Origin of the sequence: Pseudomonas sp. H1h, assembly GCF_000633255.1 — a bacterium.
Lineage (GTDB): Bacteria > Pseudomonadota > Gammaproteobacteria > Pseudomonadales > Pseudomonadaceae > Aquipseudomonas.
The window spans coordinates 35,930-52,563 of the sequence record NZ_AYMJ01000001.1; the positions used below are offsets into that span (position 1 = coordinate 35,930).

A 16,634-nucleotide genomic window follows, 5' to 3' on the forward strand; every position below is an offset into this window, starting at 1 on the left:
GCGGCGACCGGCTCTTGCACTGTAGCGACCTGCGCGCTTGAACGCTGACGACAATCGGCGTATCAACGATCCACGCTACACGCCAACCGAGGGCGCACATGTCCCAGGATTTCTACTTTCTGCTGATGCCGGGGTTCTCCGCCATCGGCTTCATCTCCGCGATCGAACCGCTGCGCGTGGCCAACCGCTTTCGCGGCGAGTTGTATCGCTGGCATGTGCTCAGTGCCGATGGTGGGGCGGTACTGGCGAGCAATGGCATGTCGGTCAACGCGGATGCGGCGCTGGAGCCGTTGAAGAAAGGTGCGACGTTGCTGGTGGTCGCCGGATTTGAACCGCTGAAGTTCGCCACACCAACGCTTGAACACTGGTTGCGGCGGCTGGACAACGAAGGCGTCACCCTCGGCGCGATCGACACTGGCAGTTTTGTCCTCGCCGAGGCGGGCCTGCTCGACGGCCATCGGCTGACCCTGCACTGGGAGGCCATCGACGCCTTCAAGGAATCTTATCCACAGCTCAGCGTGACGCAGGAGCTGTTCGAAATCGACCGTCGGCGTATCACATCGGCCGGTGGCACCGCTTCCATCGATCTGATGCTCGACCTGATCGCCCAAGCCCACGGCCCACAACTGGCGATCCAGGTCAGCGAGCAATTCGTCCTCGGGCGTATCCGCCCGCGCAAAGACCACCAGCGCATGGAAGTCGCCACGCGCTACGGCATCAGCAACAAGAAGCTGGTGCAGGTGATTGGCGAGATGGAACAACACAGCGAGCCACCGCTGACCACGTTGCAACTGGCGGAGTCGATCAAGGTGACGCGGCGGCAACTGGAGCGCTTGTTTCGGCTGCACTTGAACGACACGCCGAGCAACTTCTACCTGCGTCTACGGCTGGAAAAGGCCCGGCAGCTACTGCGCCAGACCGACATGAGCGTGCTCGAAGTCAGCATCGCCTGCGGGTTTGAATCGCCGTCGTACTTCACCCGTAGTTATCGAGCGAAGTTCGCCCGCTGCCCCCGCGAAGACCGGCGTACCGCCCAAGCCTGATGGGGGTACGCAAAACCAAATGTGGGAGCGGGCTTGCTCGCGAATGCGGGGTGTCAGTCGAAACATGAGTTGACTGATCCACCGCATTCGCGAGCAAGCCCGCTCCCACATTTTGATCTTCTGTGTCTGGACGATCGGCTTACTTCTTCACCAGCGCCGAACACGCCGCCTTGTACGCCTCATGCTGATATTTGTTCAGCGTCCCCGGCAGCTCGAAATTGTGCTTCTTGGCTTGCGCATTGATCGTCTGCGGCGACAACAGCGTCACCTCACACCCGTCCAGCAACTGAAACACACCTTCGATCTTGAACGTCGTCGGCCCACCGGCAAACTCACCCTTCTTGCTGCGCTTCTTGATCGCAATCCGGTCAATCGAATGCTCGCGCACAAACGAAGCGACCTGCGCCGCAAAGCGTTTGACGTTGGCCGCCTCATCGTCATCGTCGAGGGCGATTTTCTTTGTACTGAGCGCCACATGGCTCAGGGCCGAACCGTCGAGAGCGGCCACGGCGATGATCGCTTCGCTGCCTTTGATTTCGATGCCGCAGATGTTCATGTGTGTCCCTTGATTGGCTATATGAAGTGCAGCTTACAGCGCAGATCCTCACTCCTGCCCAATCGACTCCAAAAACTCCGACCGTTCGTCACTCATCCGTGCAACACAGTCATTCTGCGCAATCTTGAACGCCTTGCTGCCTTCGGTGGCGGGGAACGCTTCCACCGCGCAATCGGCGTCGCGGGTTTTCAGCCATTGTTGCTGGGCGGTTTTGAGTTTGGCGGTGATGTCGGCCAGTTGCGTCGCGTTCTTGCCGTAGGTGGCCTGCATGCGCTCGTTGAGGCTGGCGTAGTTGTCCTTGAGCAGGTCTTCGGCGGTGGTGCGGCTGTAGGTCGAACATTCCAGGGTCTGGACGTCGTTTTCGACTGCGTCGCACGGGTTGTTGTCGGACTCTTCGGCGGCGTGTACGCCGGTCGCAATCAGTGCCAAAGCCAGGAAGATCGATTTCATTGATGTCGCCGCTCTAATCCAGTGGTGTATCCAAGATGCGCAAGATTCTGGCTCAAGCGCGCGGGCTTGAACAGGTAGCTGATCGGAGCGTCTGGCGACCCTTTGTCGCGGATTGACGCTTTCGGCAATTCCCCTGTCGTTTTTGCACCCGGTCGCCCCGGCACCGAGGCATATGCTGGCCCCAAAGCGCCGGCAGACGATTCGGCGCATGAATCGCCAATAAGGGGACGCCTGATGAGCCCAGCCGAATTACACGCCGACAGCATCGTTATCGACGGTCTGATCATTGCCAAATGGAACCGCGAGCTGTTCGAAGACATGCGCAAGGGCGGTCTGACGGCAGCCAACTGCACTGTCTCGGTGTGGGAAGGCTTTCAGGCGACCGTGAACAATATTGCCGCCAGCCAGAAGCTGATCCGCGAAAACAGCGACCTGGTGATGCCCGTGCGCACCACCGCCGACATCCGTCGCGCCAAGGAGCAGGGCAAGACCGGCATCCTCTTCGGCTTCCAGAACGCCCACGCGTTCGAAGACCAGATCGGCTATGTCGAGGTGTTCAAACAGCTCGGCGTCGGCATCGTGCAGATGTGCTACAACACCCAGAACCTCGTCGGCACCGGTTGCTACGAGCGAGACGGCGGGCTGTCGGGCTTCGGTCGCGAAATCGTTGCCGAGATGAACCGCGTCGGCGTCATGTGCGACCTGTCCCACGTCGGCTCCAAGACTTCCGAGGAAGTCATCCTCGAATCGAAAAAACCGGTCTGCTATTCCCACTGCCTGCCGTCGGGCCTGAAAGAACACCCGCGCAACAAGTCCGATGCAGAACTGAAGTTCATTGCCGACCACGGCGGTTTCGTCGGCGTGACCATGTTCGCGCCGTTCCTCGCCAAGGGTATCGATTCGACCATCGACGACTACGCCGAAGCCATCGAATACACCATGAACATTGTCGGCGAAGACGCCATCGGCATCGGCACCGACTTCACCCAAGGGCACGGCCAGGACTTCTTCGAATACCTGACCCACGACAAGGGCTACGCCCGTCGTCTGACCAGCTTCGGCAAGATCATCAACCCGCTGGGCATCCGCACCGTCGGCGAATTCCCGAACCTGACCGAAACCCTGCTCAAGCGCGGCCATTGCGAGCGCGTAGTGCGCAAGATCATGGGCGAAAACTGGGTGAACGTTCTCAAAGACGTCTGGGGCGAGTAACGCTTTCTCAAGACCGCCGCCGATCTGCTCCCTCTCCCTCTGGCAGAGGGCTGGGGTGAGGGCCGCGGCCAACACTGAATCTAAAATTTTCTGGAGTTAAGTTTCCATGGCCAAGATCGCCCCGCAATTGCCAATCGAAGTCGACAGCGAGACCGGTGTCTGGACCTCCGACGCCCTGCCGATGCTGTACGTGCCACGGCATTTCTTCGTCAACAACCACATGGGCATCGAGGAAGTGCTGGGCGCTGAAGCCTACGCCGAGATCCTCTACAAGGCCGGCTACAAGTCCGCCTGGCACTGGTGTGAAAAAGAAGCCGAATGCCACGGCCTGGAAGGCGTTGCGGTGTTCGAGCATTACATGAAGCGCCTGTCGCAACGCGGTTGGGGCCTGTTCAAGATCCAGGACATCGACCTCGACAAAGGCACCGCCAGCGTCAAGCTCGAACACTCGGCGTTCGTCTACGTCTACGGCAAGGTCGGGCGCAAGGTCGACTACATGTTCACCGGCTGGTTTGCCGGTGCGATGGATCAGATTCTTGCCGCTCGCGGCAGTCAGATTCGCACCGTGGCCGAGCAAGTCTACGGTGGCTCCGAAGAGGGTCACGAAGACGGCTTGTTCACCGTCAAGCCGTTGTAAGTCGAGGAACCCGCCATGGCTTTCGAAGCAATGTTCCAGCCGATCCAGATCGGCAAACTGACCATCCGCAACCGCGTGCTCAGCACCGCGCACGCCGAGGTCTACGCGACTGACGGCGGCATGACCACCGACCGCTACGTCAAATATTACGAAGAGAAAGCCAAGGGCGGAATCGGCCTGGCGATTTGCGGCGGTTCTTCCAGCGTGGCCATCGACAGTCCGCAAGGCTGGTGGAAATCGGTGAACCTGGCGGACGACCGGATCATTCCGCACTTCCAGAATCTGGCTGACGCCATGCACAAGCATGGCGCCAAGATCATGATCCAGATTACCCACATGGGCCGCCGCTCGCGCTGGGATGGCGAGCACTGGCCGACCCTGTTGTCGCCTTCGGGCATCCGTGAGCCGGTGCACCGCGCAACCTGCAAAACCATCGAGCCGGAAGAGATCTGGCGGGTGATCGGCAACTACGCCACTGCGGCCGCGCGGGCCAAGGCCGGCGGACTGGACGGTGTCGAACTGTCCGCCGTGCACCAGCACATGATCGACCAGTTCTGGAGCCCTCGGGTCAACAAGCGTACCGACGAGTGGGGTGGCAGCTTCGAGAACCGCATGCGTTTCGGCCTCGAAGTGCTCAAGGCGGTGCGCAAGGAAGTCGGCGACGATTTCTGCGTCGGCATCCGTCTGTGCGGTGACGAATTCCACCCGGACGGCCTGTCCCACGAGGACATGAAGCAGATCGCCAAGTATTACGACGACACCGGCATGCTCGATTTCATCGGCGTGGTCGGTTCGGGTTGCGACACCCACAACACCTTGGCCAACGTTATCCCCAACATGAGTTATCCACCGGAGCCGTTTCTGCACTTGGCGGCCGGTATCAAAGAGGTCGTGAAGGCACCGGTTCTGCACGCACAGAACATCAAGGATCCGAATCAGGCCACGCGCATTCTCGAAGGCGGTTACGTCGACATGGTCGGCATGACCCGCGCGCACATTGCCGACCCGCACTTGATCGCCAAGATCAAGATGGGCCAGGTCGATCAGATCAAGCAGTGCGTCGGCGCCAACTATTGCATCGACCGGCAGTACCAGGGTCTGGATGTGCTGTGCATTCAGAACGCCGCGACCTCCCGTGAATACATGGGCGTACCGCACATCATCGAGAAATCCACCGGGCCGAAACGCAAGGTCGTGGTGGTCGGTGCCGGCCCGGCCGGGATGGAAGCCGCACGCGTGGCAGCCGAACGTGGCCACGACGTGACCCTGTTCGAGAAGAAGGAATTCATCGGCGGGCAGATCACCACGGCGTCGAAAGCGCCGCAGCGTGACCAGATCGCCGGCATCACCCGCTGGTTCCAGCTGGAACTGGCGCGGCTGAAAGTCGACCTGCGTCTGGGGACTGCCGCCGATGCGGCGACCATTCTCGATCTGCGTCCGGACGTGGTCGTGCTGGCGGTGGGCGGTCATCCGTTCCTTGAGCAGAACGAACACTGGGGCGCCGCCGAAGGGCTGGTGGTCAGCAGTTGGGACGTGCTCGACGGCAAGGTCGCGCCGGGCAAGAACGTGCTGGTCTACGACACCATCTGCGAGTTCACCGGGATGTCGGTCGCCGACTTCCTCGCCGATAAGGGCAGCCAGGTCGAGATCGTCACCGACGACATCAAGCCGGGCGTGGCCATTGGCGGCACGTCGTTCCCGACCTACTACCGCAGCATGTACCCGAAAGAAGTGATCATGACCGGCGACATGATGCTGGAGAAGGTCTACCGCGAAGGCGACAAACTGGTGGCGGTGCTGGAGAACGAATACACCGGCGCCAAAGAGGAGCGGGTGGTCGATCAGGTGGTGGTGGAAAACGGCGTGCGTCCGGACGAAGAACTGTATTACGGGCTCAAGGACGGTTCGCGCAACAAGGGCCAGATCGACATCGATGCCTTGTTTGCGATCAAGCCGCAGCCTTCGTTGAGCACCACCGGTGACGGCTACTTGCTGTTCCGCATCGGCGATTGCGTGGCGCAGCGTAATACCCATGCGGCGATCTATGACGCGTTGCGGTTGTGCAAGGACTTCTAAGGACTTGCACATGACCTCTGTGGGAGCGGGCTTGCCCGCGAATGCATTCTGTCAGCTCTGCATGAGCTGACTGATCCAGCGCTTTCGCGAGCAAGCCCGCTCCCACAGTAATGCAGACCGTGTTTCTCCAGGCTGTACTGGTGGGAGCTTCACCATGTTGAACACCCTTCTTCCAATCCTGTTGTTCGCCGCCTTGGCCCTTGCGGTGCTGGGCGCGTTGCGGCGGGTGGCCATGTGGCGTCGGGGCCGGGCCTCGAAGGTCGACCTGATCGGCGGCCTGTTCGCCATGCCCAAGCGTTATATGGTCGATCTGCACCACGTGGTGGCGCGCGACAAATACATCGCCAACACCCACGTCGCCACGGCGGGCGGTGCGGTGGCGTCGATTGTGCTGGCGATTCTGGTGCACGGGTTCGGCCTGCATAACCGCCTTCTCGGTTATGCGCTGCTACTGATGACGGCAGTGATGTTCGTCGGTGCGATCTTCGTGTATCGGCGCCGGCTCAACCCGCCAGCGCGCCTGTCGAAAGGCCCGTGGATGCGCCTGCCGAAAAGCCTGCTGGCGTTCTCTGCCTCGTTTTTCCTGGTGACCCTGCCGGTGGCCGGAATTCTTCCGGAGAACTTCGGCGGCTGGCTGCTCGCGGTCATTCTTGGCATCGGCGTGTTGTGGGGCGTGTCGGAACTGTTCTTCGGCATGACCTGGGGCGGGCCGATGAAGCACGCCTTCGCCGGTGCCTTGCACCTGGCCTGGCACCGTCGCGCCGAGCGCTTTGGCGGCGGCCGTTCGACCGGTTTGAAACCGCTGGATCTGAATGATCCAAGTGCACCGCTGGGCGTTGAGAAACCCAAGGATTTCACCTGGAACCAACTGCTCGGTTTCGACGCCTGCGTGCAGTGCGGTAAATGCGAAGCCGCGTGCCCGGCGTTCGCTGCCGGCCAGCCACTGAACCCGAAAAAGCTGATTCAGGACATGGTTGTCGGCCTCGCTGGCGGCACCGATGCCAAGTTTGCGGGCAGCCCTTATCCGGGCAAACCTGTGGGCGAGCACAGCGGCAACCCGCACCAACCGATCGTTAACGGTCTGGTCGATGCCGAGACCCTGTGGTCGTGCACCACCTGCCGCGCCTGCGTTGAGGAATGCCCGATGATGATCGAGCACGTCGACGCCATCGTCGACATGCGCCGCCATCTGACCCTGGAAAAAGGCGCGACCCCGAACAAGGGCGCCGAGGTTCTGGAAAACCTGATCGCCACTGATAACCCTGGCGGTTTTGCTCCCGGCGGGCGGATGAACTGGGCAGCGGATCTGAACCTCACTCTGCTGAGTGAGAAGAAGTCCACCGACGTGCTGTTCTGGGTCGGCGACGGGGCGTTCGACATGCGCAACCAGCGCACCTTGCGCGCGTTCGTCAAAGTGCTGAAAGCGGCCAAAGTCGACTTCGCCGTACTCGGCCTGGAAGAACGCGACAGCGGTGACGTGGCCCGTCGTCTGGGCGACGAAGCGACCTTCCAGGTACTCGCCAAACGCAATATCCAGACCCTGGCCAAATACAGCTTCAACCGCATCGTCACCTGCGATCCGCACAGCTTCCATGTGCTGAAAAACGAGTACGGCGCCTTCGACGGTAACTACCTGGTGCAGCACCACAGCACCTACATGGCGGAAATCATTCAGGCTGGCGCGCTGAACCTCGGTCAACACAAAGGCAACAGCGTGACCTATCACGACCCGTGCTACCTCGGCCGTTACAACGGCGAGTACGAGGCGCCGCGTGAAGTGCTGCGTGCCCTCGGCATCGAGGTCAAGGAGATGCAGCGTTCCGGCTTCCGTTCGCGCTGCTGCGGCGGTGGTGGCGGCGCGCCGATCACCGACATTCCGGGCAAGCAGCGGATACCCGACATGCGCATGGAGGACATCCGCGAGACCGGCGCCGAACTGGTGGCCGTGGGTTGTCCACAGTGCACGGCGATGCTTGAAGGTGTGGTCGAACCACGCCCGCTGATCAAGGACATCGCCGAACTGGTGGCCGACGCGCTGCTCGAAGACGCCGCGCCGAACAAGCCTGCCGCCCCGGCCAAACGTGAACCTGCGGAGGCCCACTGATGAGCGAAATTATCCGCCGCGATCCACGCGCCGAATGGATTGCCCGTAACCGTCTGCACCCGCTGCACGCGGCCATGCAGCCGGCGCAACACAGCTGGATGGGCCCCAACGGCATCATCCGCAAGAACCTGCACGGCATCGGTTTCATCGGCCCCAACGGCATCAAACGGATCGACCGCAGCGGCGCACAACAGGGCGGGGCGGTCAAACGCTCGGCCACGGTTGAGGTGCAATTGCCGTTGCATCAGGTGCCCGCCCCGGCGTTCTACATCAGCGTGGTGCCGGACATGGTCGGTGGCCGCCTGAGCAGCCATGACCGCGACCTGCTGGGCCTCGCTCATCAACTGGCTGGCCTGGACGGCGCAGTGCTGGCCGTGGTATTCGGCGAGCACAAGGAGACCGCTTTTGCCACGGCTGGCGTTGATCGTTTGCTGGTGCTGGAAGGCGATGAGTTCAGCGGTTATGCACCGGAGCAACGGGTGCAGGGCCTGCGGGCTGTGGATAACCAATTCAATCCGCGCCACTGGTTGCTGCCGGACAGCCGCAGCGGTGGCGGCGAACTGGGTCGACGCTTTGCTGCTGCACTGGGCGAACGCCCGGCGACGCGGGTCTGGCAGGTCAAGGATCAGGAATGCATCGGCCGCGCCGGTGCGGGCCTGCAAGACCTGGCACGCCCGGTCGCGCGCTTGATTCTGGCCTCGGCCGAATGCGCAGAACCGGTCAGCGAAACCCGTCACGAAGTCCTCTCGGTGGAGTTATCCACAACGGTGGCGCGCAGCTTGTCGCGGATCGAGGATCTCGGTGCGGTGGCGGTGGATCCGGCGGCGATTCCGATGGCCGAAGCCGAGTTCATTTTCTCCGGCGGCAACGGGGTCAAGGACTGGCCGTTGTTTCATGAAACGGCTGCGGCGCTTGGCGCCACCGAAGGCGCCTCGCGGGTGGCGGTGGACGATGGCTTCATGGCCCGTGATCGCCAGGTCGGCGCGTCCGGCACCTGGGTTACTGCGAGGGTCTACGTGGCTGTGGGTATCTCCGGGGCGATCCAGCACCTGCAGGGCATCGGTGCCTGCGACAAGGTGGTGGCGATCAACCTCGACCCGGGTTGCGACATGATCAAACGCGCCGACCTGTCGGTGATCGGCGAGAGCGCGGAGATTCTTCAAGCCTTGATCGCGGCGGTGGCGGCTTACCGCAACGACGCCAAGCGCGATGCGGCTTAAGGGAAGGACACAGTTATGAACACCAATGTCATCAGCCTGGTTTCCATCGGCGCGCACCCGACCTCGGGCCGGCCACGCCGCGCCGAACAGGACGCGCGTGCCGTTGAGCTGGGCCTGCAACTGGCGGGGGATAACCTGCAAGTGCTGCATGCCGGCGATGTCGCCGAGCCGGCGCTGCGTGCCTATCTGGGCATGGGCCTGGAACAGATGCATGTGCTGGAGCAACCGGCTGGCGCCGATGCCTTGCCGGCGCTGACTGCCTATCTGCGTGAGGCCGGTGCACAGGTGGTGCTGACCGGCAGTCAGGCGGAAACCGGCGAAGGCTCGGGCATGCTGCCGTTTCTGCTCGCCGAAGGGCTGGGCTGGCCGCTGGTGGTGGGGCTGGCGCAGGTCGAGTCGATCAACGACGGTTCGGCGCTGGTGCTGCAAGCCTTGCCGCGCGGGCAGCGGCGGCGGTTGAAGGTGAAGCTGCCTTTCCTGGCGACTGTGGATAACGCCGCACCCAAGCCCCGGCAGAGTGCCTATGGCCCGGCACGGCGCGGTGTGTTGAACGCCGAAGACGTCGAAGTGCTGGACGATGAACTGCTGGCGGTTGCCACGCTGCAACCGGCCAAGCCACGGCCCAAACGCTTGAAAGTGATCAAGGCCAAGAGCGGTGCGGACCGGATGAAGGCGGCGACGGCCAAGGCCAGTGGTGGCGGTGGGCAAGTGTTGAAAGGTGTCACGGCGCAGGCGGGCGCTGACGCGATCCTCAAACTCCTTATCGAAGAAGGCGTCGTGCGCTAGCCATATTCTTCCAGGCGCTGAACAACCCCTGTGGGAGCGGGCTTGCTCGCGAATGCAATCGATCAGCCGCTTACGGTGACTGACACACCGCTTTCACGAGCAAGCCCGCTCCTACATTGGATAGGGGATTAGCAAGTTTCAATGTGTTTACCCACAATCCCTGTTGGCGGATCTGTGGATAACGTGTTTGCCTATGCCTGCGGACCACGCCAATCAAGCCCTGCAGCCATCCGATCAAAAAACAACCAGCCTAAGTTGCGGTTTTTTCTGGCTTTTTATCCTGAATAACTCAGCAAGTTGCCCCCAATCTCTGTTGGCGCTTCTGTGGATAAGATGTTCGCTATACGCTGCGAGCCTTATAAAACGTGGCTTACAACGACTTGTTTAAAAAACCATCAAATGTCCATCTAAGGCCTGCGAACCTCCCTCCAGCGCCCGGGTTTCCAGAGCCTTTAGCGCTTTTCCACAGAGGAACAAAACTTACCCCCGTTCTCTGTTGGCGCTTCTGTGGATAAGGTGTTTGTCATCCTCTGAAAGCCACGCGGAACGGGTGATACAGGCTGCTGATCAAATAATGATCGATCGTTCGGGCAAAGCTTGATTCTGGATAAGTCACGCTTTTTCTTCACAAATCAGTCCGTTATTTTCTGCTTCATCCACAGTTACCCCCATTTGCTGTGGGTGGCTATGTGGATAACTTGTTCGTCGAACCCCGCAGGCCCCGCCAGTCATAGTCCAAACGGCAATTGATCAGATTTCATACAGTTCTAAACCGTTGCCTTGACTTCGATTCCTGCGCTGTCTTCACTGCAATGGCACAAGGACAGCCGTTACTTATCCACATCAGGTTCTGGGAGAACGCATGATGGATAGCCGCCCACACCGCCATCCCCCCTCGCCACGCAAGCGCACGTTACGTCGTGCCGCCAATCAACACGCTCGTCTGTAGCGACCTCTGCTGCAACCGCTGTGCTGTCGCCGGGCTCGTCCCGGAGGCCAGGTGCCCGTTCGTCCATTGATTGCAGGCAACCGCAGAGTTGCCCCATCTGCCTGAGAGAGGAACACCTTCATGACACGCATCGCAACGCCCATCAGCGAGATCAAGGAACACTACGACGTGATCGTCATCGGCTCCGGTTATGGCGGCGGCATTGCTGCGTCGCGCCTGTCCCGAGCCGGCAAGCAGGTGTGCCTGCTTGAACGCGGGCGGGAAATCCAGCCCGGCGAATACCCCAACACCATGATTGCCGCGACCGAAGAGCTACAGGTTCACGACCCGGACGGCCATATCGGCTCGCGCACCGGGCTGTTCGATCTGCACGTCAACGCCCAGCAGAACGTGGTGGTCGGTTGCGGCCTCGGCGGCACCTCGCTGATCAACGCCAACGTTGCCCTGGAGCCGGAACCCGGGGTGTTCGATGACCCGCGCTGGCCGCAGGCGGTGCGTGAACACCGCGATACGCTGCTCAAGGACGGTTACGCCCGCGCCCGGGAAATGCTCAAGCCCAACCCGTACCCGAACACCGCGCCGAATCTGCCCAAGCTCGACGCCAACAAAAAGTCTGCGGACTACCTCAAGCAGGGCGCGCACTTCTACAAGCCGCCGATCAACGTGACCTTCGACAGACTGCCGAACAACCTCAACCATGTCGGCGTCGAGCAACTGCCGTGCAACCAGTGCGGCGACTGCGTCTCGGGCTGTAACAACAAGGCCAAGAACACCACGTTGATGAACTATCTGCCGGACGCCTGGAACCACGGCGCGGAGATTTTCTGCCAGGCCGAGGTGCGTTACCTGGAGCGTGATGGCGATGGCTGGATCGTGCACTTCCAGTATCTGGACAGTGGGCGTGAGATGTTCTCGGCGCCGACGCTGTTTGTGAAGGCCGACATCGTCGTGGTCTCCGCCGGCACCCTCGGCTCTACCGAAATTCTCCTGCGCTCGCGGGACAAGGGCCTGGTGATGTCCGGCCAGCTAGGCGAGAACATGAGCGGCAACGGGGACATCCTCGGCTTCGGCCACAACTGCGAGCAGACCATCAACGGCATCGGCTTCGGCGCGCATTCGGCGAAGGAGCTGCAACCGGTCGGCCCGTGCATCACCTCGGTCATCGACATGCGCACCGAAGGTGACTGGCGCAGCCGCATGGTCATCGAGGAAGGTTCGATTCCCGGCGCTCTCGGCCGGCCGATGGTGCCGGCCATGGCCGGGTTCGCCGAGATGATCGGCAAGGCCACCGATGACAGTTTCAGCGGCAAGCTCGGCTACAAGGAGCGCGAAGCCGAAAGCTTCCTGCGCGGCCCCTATCACGGCGCGCTGCACAACATGCAGACCTACCTGATCATGAGTCACGACAGCGGCCAGGGCCGGATGATTCTCGACAACAAAGACCAGTTGCGCATCGACTGGCCGGGTGTCGGCGAGCAGGAAAACTTCAAGCTCGGCAACGAACGCCTGTATCAGAGCACCAAGGCATTGGGCGGGGTCTGGGTGGAGAATCCGATCTGGACCCAATTGCTCAAGCACAGCATTGTTTCGGTGCATCCGCTGGGCGGTTGCGTGATGGGCGAAGACGCCGCGCAAGGCGTGGTCAATCACAAGGGCCAGGTGTTCAGCGGCGCTGCCGGCACGGATGTCTACGCCAGCCTGTACGTGACCGACGGCGCGGTGATCCCGACGTCGCTGGCGGTCAATCCGTTGCTGACCATCTCCGCTGTGAGCGAGCGCAACATGGGCCTGCTGGCCGCCGACCGCGGTTGGCACATCGACTACACGCTGCCCTCGGCACCGCGCAAACAAGTGGCGCCGCCGACCCTCGGGGTGCAGTTCACCGAAACCATGAAGGGCTATTTCTCCCGGGCGTTCACTGCCGCGCAAAGCACCGACCTGAAAGTCTACGAAGCGGCAGCTAAACGCGGCGAGGCGGACAATTCGCCGATCGACTTCACCCTGACCATTACCGCCAACGACCTCAACCGGATGATCAAGGAGCCGGAACACGCCGCGACCATCGTCGGCACAGTGATCGCCCCGGCGCTGTCACCACAGCCACTGACGGCCAGCAATGGCGTGTTCAACCTGTTCGAGCAATTCGAGCAGCAGGTCGATACGCGGCACATGAAGTACGACATGAAACTGACCGCCGAGGACGGCAACGACTATTTCTTCAGCGCCTTCAAAACCGTGCCGGAAGACAACGGCGTGCTGAACATCTGGCACGACACCAGCACCCTCTATGTGACGCTGTATCGCGGGCCGGACAAGTCGGGCGAGGTGATCGGCTCCGGGGTGATGCACATTCATCCGACCGATTTCGCCAAGCAGATGACCACCATGAAAGTGCTCAATGCGCGTAACGAGCGTGAGCGCATCGAAGGGCTGGCGCGGTTCGGCAAGTTCTTCGCCGGGATTCTCTGGGAAAGTTACGGCGGGGTCTTCGCGGGCGATATCTACTTCAACCCCGATGCGCCGCCACGGCTGAAGCGGCCGCTGGATGCGCCCACCCCAGTGGTGCATTTCTTCCCCACCGAGGATGGCGTCGAGCTGCGCCTGACCCGTTATCAGGCCGGCAGCAAAGGCCCGGTGATGCTGGTGCATGGCCTCGGTGTGGGTTCGAACATCTTTTCTACCGACACCATCCAGACCAACCTGCTGGAGTACCTGTGCAAGCACGATTACGACGTGTGGTTGCTGGATTTCCGTGTGAGCATTCTGTTGCCAGCGAGCAAGAAGGAATGGAACGGCGACCAGATCGCCCAGTACGACTTCAAGGCTGCCATCGCGCAAATTCAGCAAGCGACTCACGCCAAAGATGTGCAGTGCGTGGTGCACTGCTACGGCGCGACGACGTTCTTCATGTCGATGCTGGCGGGGCTGCAAGGTGTGCGTTCGGTGGTCTGCTCGCAGATTGCCGCTGACACCGTGGTCGCCACTGCGACGGGACTTAAGGCCGGTCTGCACCTGCCGGGGATGCTCGATGCCATCGGTATCAAGTCGATGACCGCCTATGCCGACAGCAAGGAGAACTGGTTCAACCGGCTCTACGACAAAGCCCTCAACGGCTACGCGCGGATCGAGGCGCAGGGCTATTGCACCAACCCGGTGTGCCATCGCATCACCTTCATGTACGCCTCGCTGTATCGCCACGACACCCTCAACGAAACCCTGCACGACAACCTGCATGAGTTGTTCGGCGAGTCGAACATCGAGACCTTCGAGCACCTGGCACTGATCGTGCGCAAAGGGCATCTGGTGGATTTCAAAGGCAACGATGTGTACATGCCGCACTTCGATCGGCTGAGCATGCCGATCTGCTTCATCAGCGGCGCGGAGAACCAGTGTTATCTGCCTGAAAGTACGCTGAAAACCTACCAGCGAGTGTGCGAAGTCCACGGGCCGGAGCGCTACAGCCGGCATGTGGTGCCAGGCTATGGCCACATCGACTGCATGTTCGGCAAGAATGCGGTGGTGGATGTGTATCCGATCATCCTTGAGCACCTGGAGAAAACTGCCCTCGGTTGACGTTGGACCGAGTCGACCGCTTCGCGAGCAAGCTCGCTCCCACAGGGTTTTTGTGTCAGTCGGTGGGAGATCCCCAATCCAGTGTGGGAGCGGGCTTGCTCGCGAAAGCGCTGTGTCTGGCGATGCATCTCTTGGGTCTGCACAAGGAAATGGATGACATGGATACCTGTATTCGCTGGTTTCAACGCTTCATCTGGATCGGCATTGCGATGAACATGGTGTTCGCGATTCCTGCGCTGTTTGCGCCGGGGTTGCTGACATCGGTGGTCGGTCTGCCGCCGCAACTTTCCGACCCATGGCTGGAAAACGCCGGGATGCTGCTGGTGGGCATCAGCGTGTTTTACATGCCGTCGGGCTTCAACGCGCCGCGCTATGTGGTGCATTCCTGGCTGTGCGTACTGACACGGCTGATTGCCGTGGTGTTCTGGATCTACCTGATCAATACCAGCATCCAGGGCTCGGTGTTCGTACCGATGCTGATGGGCGATCTGAGCTTCTTTCTGATCCTCGGCATTTTGCTGTACCTCGGCACCACGCCGCAGAACCGGCCATGGGCGCTGCTGTGCGATGGCTGGCGTGAATGGCGCGCGGCGTGGAAGCGGCAATGGCAGAGCCACGGCTTCAAGGTCGGAACACTGGTGGTGCTGGCAGTGCTCGGTTTCATCGGTTACGAGACCTGGTACCAGATGCTGCGGGTGGTGCCGGAGCAGGAATACGCCTCGGACGAGGATCACTACAAATACGCCGCCATCGGCCTGGGCATCGAAGCGCGAATCCCGTATTACCTGTTTGCCGTGCTGCCGCAGATGTGCCCGGAAAAAATGCCCAAGCCCGGCGGCTGGGAAGTCTTCGGCTTTCTCTATGAGAACGGCAAGGACCTTCCGATCGGCATGGCCAAGCGGCAGATCGGCTACCCGACGGTAGAGCCGAACTGCGCGCTGTGCCACACCGGTTCCTACCGCGCCAGTGCCAGCGACGTCGCGGTCAACGTGCCGAGCGCGCCGGCCAACACCCTGCAACTGCAGGCCTTCCAGTGGTACGCCTACGATTGCGCCAGCGATCCGAAATTCACCACCGACGCGGTGATGGCGGCGATCAACAGCAAATTCCAGCTGGGCTTCTTCGAGAAACTCTACAACCGTTACCTGATCATCCCGATGGCGAAAAGCGCCTTGCTCAAGCAGAAGCAGGCCTACGCCTGGCAGAAGCTGCGGCCGCAACAGGGGCCGGGGCGCACCGACACCTTCAACCCGACGAAAATGGTGGTGTTCGGCTTCCCGGATGACTCGACCATCGGCACTGTCGACCTGCCGCAAGTGTGGAACCAGAAACCGCGGGAATCGATGTACCTGCACTGGGACGGCAATAACAACAAAATCCATGAACGCAACTACGCCGCCGCCATGGCCGTGGGCGCAACACCGGAATCGGTGCTCCCGCCCAGTTTCAACCGCGTGACCAACTGGCTGCTCGGGCACAAGGCACCGGCGTGGCCGTGGGCACTGGATCAGGCCAAAGTCGCCCAGGGCAAACCGATCTGGGAGGCCAATTGCGCCGCTTGTCACGACTTCGGTCGTGCCGATACCGGGCAGGTCACCACCCACATCGATCAACTGGGCACTGATCCACATCGGTTGGACTCGTTCACCACCGGTCTGGTGGCGGCGTTCCATACCTTCAAGAAACCGCCGTTCGACTTCGGTGCGTATCGCAAGACCCAAAGCTACAGCAACACGCCGACTGACGGCGTCTGGTTGCGTGCGCCTTACCTGCACAACGGTTCGGTGCCGACTTTGTGGGACCTGCTGCAACCGCCGGAAAAACGTCCGGTCGTGTTCATTACCGGCTCCGACGTGTACGACCCGGTCAACGTCGGTTTCGTCACCACGGGAGCCCAGGCCAAGGCCTCGGCGGACTTCAACTACGACACCCGGCTGGAGGGCAACCACAACACCGGTCACCTGTATGGCACGCAGTTGTCGGACGACGACAAGCGTGCGCTGATCGAATTCATGAAAACCCTGTGAG

The 16,634-nt window shown here is 61.2% G+C and carries 11 protein-coding genes; 9 read left to right on the forward strand and 2 right to left on the reverse strand.

Annotated features, from left to right (window positions below; all coding sequences use genetic code 11):
* The first annotated feature begins 98 nt into the window (after positions 1-98).
* Positions 99-1,043, forward strand: a complete 945-nt coding sequence (locus tag U862_RS0100150; protein ID WP_025108540.1) for a GlxA family transcriptional regulator — start codon at positions 99-101, stop codon at positions 1,041-1,043.
* A 139-nt stretch (positions 1,044-1,182) separates the two neighbouring features.
* Here U862_RS0100150 and U862_RS0100155 read toward each other — a convergent pair whose 3' ends face one another.
* A complete protein-coding gene (locus U862_RS0100155; protein WP_025108541.1) occupies positions 1,183-1,599 on the reverse strand; it encodes a DUF3010 family protein in 417 nt (138 codons plus the stop codon).
* A 48-nt stretch (positions 1,600-1,647) separates the two neighbouring features.
* Positions 1,648-2,049 (reverse strand): lysozyme inhibitor LprI family protein, encoded by a 402-nt coding sequence (locus U862_RS0100160; RefSeq protein WP_025108542.1) that lies wholly within the window; start codon positions 2,047-2,049, stop codon positions 1,648-1,650.
* A gap of 234 nt (positions 2,050-2,283) precedes the next feature.
* Between U862_RS0100160 and U862_RS0100165 the strand changes: the two genes are divergently transcribed.
* From U862_RS0100165 to U862_RS0100200, 8 genes are all read left to right on the forward strand, one after another.
* Positions 2,284-3,261: a dipeptidase gene (locus U862_RS0100165; RefSeq protein ID WP_025108543.1), complete on the forward strand. Its 978-nt coding sequence runs from the start codon at positions 2,284-2,286 to the stop codon at positions 3,259-3,261.
* 106 nt (positions 3,262-3,367) lie between these two features.
* Positions 3,368-3,898, forward strand: coding sequence for a DUF5943 domain-containing protein (locus U862_RS0100170; protein ID WP_025108544.1), 531 nt, complete (start codon positions 3,368-3,370; stop codon positions 3,896-3,898).
* A 15-nt stretch (positions 3,899-3,913) separates the two neighbouring features.
* Positions 3,914-5,974 (forward strand): dimethylglycine demethylation protein DgcA, encoded by a 2,061-nt coding sequence (gene dgcA / locus U862_RS0100175; protein ID WP_025108545.1) that lies wholly within the window; start codon positions 3,914-3,916, stop codon positions 5,972-5,974.
* Positions 5,975-6,128: 154 nt separating this feature from the next.
* Positions 6,129-8,078: a dimethylglycine demethylation protein DgcB gene (gene dgcB, locus U862_RS0100180; RefSeq protein WP_025108546.1), complete on the forward strand. Its 1,950-nt coding sequence runs from the start codon at positions 6,129-6,131 to the stop codon at positions 8,076-8,078.
* On the forward strand, positions 8,078-9,298 hold the full coding sequence (locus U862_RS0100185; protein WP_025108547.1) for an electron transfer flavoprotein subunit alpha/FixB family protein: 1,221 nt from the start codon (positions 8,078-8,080) through the stop codon (positions 9,296-9,298). The genes dgcB and U862_RS0100185 overlap by 1 nt, the downstream gene beginning before the upstream one ends.
* A gap of 15 nt (positions 9,299-9,313) precedes the next feature.
* On the forward strand, positions 9,314-10,084 hold the full coding sequence (locus U862_RS0100190) for an electron transfer flavoprotein subunit beta (protein WP_025108548.1): 771 nt from the start codon (positions 9,314-9,316) through the stop codon (positions 10,082-10,084).
* A 1,069-nt stretch (positions 10,085-11,153) separates the two neighbouring features.
* Positions 11,154-14,606, forward strand: coding sequence for a GMC oxidoreductase (locus U862_RS0100195; RefSeq protein WP_025108549.1), 3,453 nt, complete (start codon positions 11,154-11,156; stop codon positions 14,604-14,606).
* Positions 14,607-14,764: 158 nt separating this feature from the next.
* A complete protein-coding gene (locus U862_RS0100200) occupies positions 14,765-16,633 on the forward strand; it encodes a hypothetical protein (protein ID WP_025108550.1) in 1,869 nt (622 codons plus the stop codon).
* Position 16,634: the final 1 nt, after the last annotated feature.